Here is a 6,093-nt window from a genome sequence, read left to right as displayed (position 1 = left end):
CCCATCCAATCCACTTTCATTTAATTGGCTCCGGTCAAATCGGCATAGACTAAGCTGGCGTTGATTAAATTCGCATAGCTCAAATCCGCACCCGTTAAATTAGCGCCACTCAATTTGGCTCCGCTCAAGTCCGCACCCGCTAAATTAGCGCCACCCAGATCTGCCCAGCGCAGATTCGCACCCCGAAGATCGGCACCCACGAGTTTGGAGCCAGCTAAACTGACTTGTCTGAGTTCGGCATTGCGTAGATTAGCGCCGCTAAGGTCGGTTCGCCTGAGGTTCGTACCTCTAAAAGTGGCATGTTCTAAGTTGGCGGCTGCCAGCGTCGCACTGCTGAGATCGGCTTCGCTGAAATTTGCCCCTTGAAAGTTTGCCTGGGTGAGTTTGGCTTCTTTGAGAATCGCACCGCTGAGATTTGCACCGGTCAGATCCGCTCGACTCAAATCCGCTCGCAGCAATTCCGATCGAACTAAGGCAACATCTTGTAAAGTCGCGCCTCGAAGGTCGGCTCGAATCAGGTTGGATACGTTCAAGTCGGCACTGCTGAGATTAGCCCGGCTTAAGTTCGTGCCGCTGAGTTTGGCAACATTGAGTTTGGCGCGTTGGAGGTTGGCTCCGCTGAGGTTGGCTCCGCTGAGGTTCGCGACGCTCAAACAGGCATCGCTCAAATCGATTTGGCTTAGATTGGCTTGACTCAGATTCGCTTCATTTAGGTTAATCTTGGCAAACTTTCTCTCTCCGTCTGCATAGTGTTTTAAGAGTTCTTCAGCTTCCATTGGGCAACCCTGAGACAATCTGAGCATGACAGTGTATGCTTAAGCGTATTAAGAGTGGTGGCGGTCGAAAGACTCGAACGAGCCACTGCGCCACTAAGTTGTCTCCCCGGTATTTAAAACGAAAGAGACAGGGAAACAGAGGTCGAGAGTACGCTCGCTTGCGTCATTTTCTTCCCTACCCGAATTATCTGCACTGAATTTTTACAGTCCCGATTCTACCATCATAACTTTCGCCGGTCGGTGACGCGATGGTTTCAGAGGGGGTAGAAGTATCGTCTCGAATTATGAGGGATAACTCAGCTAGCCCTCGATCGATTGTCAAACCCGATCGCGGAGCGGTCTTTTTAAAACCACAGCTACTAAAATGTCTTTTCGACCGAGTTGAACGGAATACATAAAAAAGATTATTTGTCAATTCGGGTAGAAATACTTTCTGGAAAATTTTTGTTTTCGTATCGAACGCATTTGAGGGGAAAGGGCAAACGATTTTACGTAATGACTGAGGTTTGAGTATTGGCATTGAGAGCTTAAAACAGCGATTACATAGAAGCCGATCTTTATCCTTCCTGCGATCGAATTGCTTTTAAAAAGTCTTTAATCGCTTGCGGTTGTTCTTGAGGACGAATGTATTGCGCCAACAGGTTCCAATCCAAATCTGGAAAAAACTGGCTGGTTGCACTTTCTCGATACTCTGTTTCTCGTAAATCGTAAAGTGTCAATCGATCGTTTTGCCAAATAACCACTTCAGGAACCCCCAATCCTTGATAAATGGCGAGTTTATCGACACCACCACTGGTTAAATTAACTTCGATCGCCAAGTCGGGTAACTCTTTGAGGGTATCGACGCAGTAACATTCATCGGGTTCGAGTCCTTTTGCTTTGGCTTCGAGTCGAAAGGTTGTCGATCCGTACCCGTGCAGAGGGATATCGACTTCTTCTGCATAACGTTCTAAAAGTCGCGCGATGACTTTTTTTATCATCTCGTGTTGGGCAGAAGGCATGAAAATTTCTAGGGTTCCTTCGAGATATATGAGGCGCAATCCGGGATAGTCGCCTAAAGTGGTCAACAAACTTTCGTACTGTTGCCAGGTAACGCTGGGTAGGACAACCCGTTGTTCTTGGAGGTTGGAGGTGGGAATCAGAGTCGTCACGATCGCCTCTGCAATTCAGTTCGCGAGCTAATTATAGACAATGGGAAAGGCAAAGTGGTGTCTATTTACGAACGAACGTCCCATTTTTTGATTCGATCGCGATAACCGATCGATATCCTTGTTTGACACAGGAAGAGGCGATCGGGCGATCGCCTCTTTAATTAATAGTGCTATTGCCCGACTTGTCGGGTCAAAATGCTCATCACATCTGTTGAGTGAGGAGCGGGTAATAGCGGACTCCAATCGCTAATTTGGGCAAATCCGAGGATGTAGAGGGTGCGAATCGTATGTTCGACCCCGCTGGGAGAACCCACGACGAGGATTCTCACGAGATTGCGTCCATCGGTAGGATTGGGCGGATCGTCCGCCATTGGCGATGGAGTAGCGTTTCCGAGTTTGGATTGGCTATCGGATTCGCCATCGACTTGTAACATAGTGGATGTGCCTCCTGTAGGTGATTTCTAGAGGGGGTAAAGTCGCGCTTTAGGTCTGTTACACCTGGGGCGCGGCGTTTTTTATTTGTCAATTGCAGTATAGCACTCGTACATCACTTATGTACGAGTGCAGTCAAAAATATATGAGTGCAGTCATGAAGCAAGTTTTCGATCCCAAATCGCCCGACAGCGCATAATATCTATAGGGAAAACGACTTATGTAATATGGCAACACAAAGACCGAGAACTACCATCAGTTTTGACCCCAGCGACTACAAAGAGTTACAACAGTGGGCTGAGGAGGATTTTAGGTCGGTTCCCCAGTTAATTCATGTCATCGTCAAAAAAGCACTTATCGATCGTCGGGGAAAATCTTCCTCATCGACAAAACAAGGAGATGAATGAAGGCGTTCGGTGTGAACCCGTGCTGTGTCAACAGTCTCCTACGACGCAAAGGAAAATCACATCCTGGCAGGAAATAGTTCTTTCGTATCAAGGGTTGCCAGATTTTCCAGCTTTCGAGTCTTACCGCGACGAACTGCTGCCACCTGGCGAATCAGAATTGTTTTAGCTGGTAGACAAGTTTGCGTTCGGGTTGAAGAGGCGATCGAGCCATTTCACAAATGCCAAGGCGATCGTCTCGTCATCGCCGAGTACCTGTGCGGTAATCGCTTGTCCCATCGGCATACCCGGTTTTTTTTGCCATGCCAGCCACGTATGGATGAGGGCTTTGGCATGGTGGACGGAGGTGTAGCGGTTGAGTTGTTCCCGTTCGATTTCTTCAAGGATAGTGTCGGCTTTGGGGCGTAAATTATCGTCGGGGGACATCAGTCGGGCAACAAAATCTTCTAGCATTCCGGAAAGTTGATTGTCGGGCATCAGCCACACCCCAATGCGTGGTAATTCTGATTGTTCGTATACCCAACCATCTGCCGGAGGAGAGGAGGGAATCTGAGTGTAACCGCAGGATTTCAAGCGATCGCTAACGGATTGCCACCGGGCAGATAAATCGAGATCGGCATCAACCACAATTCCCAAGGTTTGTAAGTTCTCTTGTCGCAATCGATCGGGAATTCCTTTTAACAAAAGCTCGATTCCTTGCCCATCATTTTCTAAAGAATTCTCTTCTTCGGAAGGAACTTCGACAGAAAAGACTTTGGGAAGTTGATATTTTTGGCACAAAGCCCAAATCACGTGGCGATCGTTTTTTCCTTCGACTAATAATTGTTGGGGTTTGGGTTTCGGTGGTTTACGTCCTTTAGGCAGCAACGCACCTCAATACTTTGCCGTACCGCAATCTCTAAGTCGTCGGCATTATAAATCACGGGTTTGATAGTATCGTCTTTCCGGCTCAATCGAAATAATTGACCGATCGAGCTATCTTCACTTTCGGCTAAGGCTTCTTGAAACGCACAGATACAATCCCAGCTATGAGTCGTGGCGAAAACTTGGATATTGAGCTGTTTAGCGATCTCTAAAACAAATTTCCACATTTCGGTTTGAGCTGCATAATGCAATCCAATATCAATTTCATCAACTAGTAATGCTCCATTTTCTACCATTACTAATTTCATTGCTAGGGCCAATATTCGGTGTATTCCTTCTCCAAGGTTTCCGATTGGAATTGGATTTTCTCGATTGTGTATTTTAAAGAATATACCACTACGATCACTTGAATTATTGGTAAAGTTTAAGCGTTCTATATCTGAATTTAAAATTTTTAAAGCTCGAATAATTTTATCTTCTTTAGAAGTTAAAGCTATTTTATCCCACATCATCGATAATTTATTAAAACTAAATTTGTTAGTTGTAATAAATTGATACTTTGAGGTAGAAAATAAATGATTTAAGAAATTTAAATTTATCTCTAAAGGATTTTCGAGTAGACCATTTTCGAAGACAGGAATTTTTGCAATCTGCTTTTTGTCAACAAAAATAGATAACTGGAGTTCTGGAATTCCTAGTAAAGACCAAGATTCTGGTGTTAAGGATATCTCTTTTGTATCTAAAGTTTCTATACATATCTTGATAGACATATCTTTTCCACGAACAGAAAAGATATTTAGAAAAAGTTCTTGTTTGTCATTGCTTTCAAAAAATAAATTTTTGATTTGGTAAAACTTTTTATTTTCTGTAAGAAGAGTAATATTTCCTCGTAGCTCTAAAAGATAAAATAGTAAAATAGGTTGAGCTTTATTTAAAAATAAATATAAAGCTTCCAAAAAACTGGTTTTACCACTATTATTATCGCCAACAATTAAATTAACTTGAGAAAGTCGATCGATCTTGAATTCTTTTAACGATCGATAATTTACAACTGTTAAATCTTGCAACATACAAAATTCAATTTTGATTTAATTTTACTTATTATTCTAACCCCCCATCGTCGATTCGATCGCCCCTTCAGCGTGCAAAACGATCGCCCTGAGTTCCTCCAACACCTGCCCACTCGCCGACTGCCACAACCCGCGCTGATTCGCTTCTAGCATTCGTTCCGCCATATCTCGCAGCGCCCAGGGATTCTTATTCTGGATAAACCCTTGCACCTCTTCATCCAATAGATACGCCTGCGTCACCCCCTCATATATATAGTCCTCCACGCATTGCGCCGTGGCATCGTAGGCGAACAAATAATCCACCGTCGCCGCCATTTCAAACGCCCCCTTATACCCGTGGCGCATCACCCCGGCAATCCATTTAGGATTAATCACCCGCGATCGATAAACTCGGGCAATTTCCTCTTTCAAATGCCGCACTTTCGGGTTTTCCGGCACCGAACTATCCCCGAAATACGTCACCGGATTCTCCCCGCGAACCTTTCGTACCGCCGCCGTCAATCCCCCCTGAAACTGATAGTAATCGTCGGAGTCGAGTAAGTCGTGTTCCCGATTATCCTGATTGTGCAAGACAACTTGCATTTGGGCGAGGCGGTTTTCAAAGGCTTCCGGGGCAGACACGCCTTTGCCCGTTCCCGTATAGGCGTAACTACTCCAATTCAGGTAGGCGGTGGCTAAATCGCGATCGTCTTTCCAGTTTTGCCCTTCAATTAACCCCTGCAATCCCGCGCCGTATGCCCCCGGCTTAGAACCGAAAACTCGATAGCGCGATCGCAGTTTTGCCGCTTCCTCCGGCAATCCCAATTCCTGCCACCGTTGGGTTTCTGCTTGTACTTGCGCCGCCAGGGGGTTGAGTTCGGCGGGTTCGGCTAAATTCGCCACTGCCGCCACTGCCGAATCGAACAAGTCGATCAGATTGGCAAACGCATCCCGGAAGAAGCCGGAAATCCGCAGCGTCACATCCACCCGAGGGCGATTCAGCATTGCCAGGGGGATAATTTCAAAGTCCGTTACCCGGCGAGAAATGCCATCCCACACCGGCTGTACTCCCAGCAATGCCAGGGCTTCGGCAATGTCATCTCCCCCCGTTCGCATCGTAGAGGTTCCCCACACCGAAAGCCCCAGGGTTCGGGGATACTCGCCATTTTCCTGGGTATACCGTTCGATGAGAACCTCTGCCGCTTTGCGCCCCACCTCCCAAGCCGTTTCCGTGGGGATGGCGCGAATATCCACCGAATAGAAGTTGCGCCCGGTGGGTAACACATCCGAACGCCCCCGCGTCGGCGCGCCAGAAGCCCCACTGGGAACGAATCCGCCGCCTAAACCGTGGAGGAGGTTGGTGATTTCGCCTTCAGTTTGTTGCAACGCCGGGAGGAGGGTATCGCGAATCCAGATA

Annotated in this window: 6 protein-coding genes and 1 pseudogene; 1 reads left to right on the top strand and 6 read right to left on the bottom strand. The window is 46.7% G+C overall.

The window, feature by feature from the left end; translation table 11 throughout:
- Positions 1-23: 23 nt before the first annotated feature.
- The 3 genes and pseudogenes from IQ235_RS16200 to IQ235_RS16190 form a co-directional block, all read right to left on the bottom strand.
- A pseudogene (locus IQ235_RS16200) lies at positions 24-776 on the bottom strand (pentapeptide repeat-containing protein); the annotation flags it as partial.
- A gap of 557 nt (positions 777-1,333) precedes the next feature.
- Positions 1,334-1,927 carry a Uma2 family endonuclease gene (locus IQ235_RS16195; protein WP_264322476.1) on the bottom strand — a complete coding sequence of 198 codons (594 nt, stop codon included), beginning with the start codon at positions 1,925-1,927 and terminating at the stop codon, positions 1,334-1,336.
- A gap of 170 nt (positions 1,928-2,097) precedes the next feature.
- On the bottom strand, positions 2,098-2,361 hold the full coding sequence (locus tag IQ235_RS16190; RefSeq protein ID WP_264322475.1) for a hypothetical protein: 264 nt from the start codon (positions 2,359-2,361) through the stop codon (positions 2,098-2,100).
- Positions 2,362-2,586: 225 nt separating this feature from the next.
- On the opposite strand from IQ235_RS16190, the gene IQ235_RS16185 reads away from it, so the two are divergent.
- Positions 2,587-2,766, top strand: a complete 180-nt coding sequence (locus IQ235_RS16185; RefSeq protein WP_264322474.1) for a ribbon-helix-helix domain-containing protein — start codon at positions 2,587-2,589, stop codon at positions 2,764-2,766.
- 162 nt (positions 2,767-2,928) lie between these two features.
- On the opposite strand, the gene IQ235_RS16180 is transcribed toward IQ235_RS16185, so the two are convergent.
- The 3 genes from IQ235_RS16180 to IQ235_RS16170 all read right to left on the bottom strand — a co-directional run.
- Positions 2,929-3,630, bottom strand: coding sequence for a DUF3226 domain-containing protein (locus tag IQ235_RS16180; protein WP_264322473.1), 702 nt, complete (start codon positions 3,628-3,630; stop codon positions 2,929-2,931).
- Entirely contained in the window at positions 3,579-4,697 is a 1,119-nt protein-coding gene (locus IQ235_RS16175) for an AAA family ATPase (protein ID WP_264322472.1), read from the bottom strand. The genes IQ235_RS16180 and IQ235_RS16175 overlap by 52 nt, the downstream gene beginning before the upstream one ends.
- 36 nt (positions 4,698-4,733) lie before the next feature.
- A partial coding sequence (locus IQ235_RS16170; RefSeq protein WP_264322471.1) for a cobaltochelatase subunit CobN occupies positions 4,734-6,093 on the bottom strand: 1,360 nt, incomplete at its 5' end.

Source organism: Zarconia navalis LEGE 11467, assembly GCF_015207075.1.
In the GTDB taxonomy this organism is placed as follows: domain Bacteria; phylum Cyanobacteriota; class Cyanobacteriia; order Cyanobacteriales; family Geitlerinemataceae; genus Zarconia; species Zarconia navalis.
Note: the sequence above shows the minus strand (reverse complement) of the source record. Positions and strands in the feature narration are given on the sequence as shown.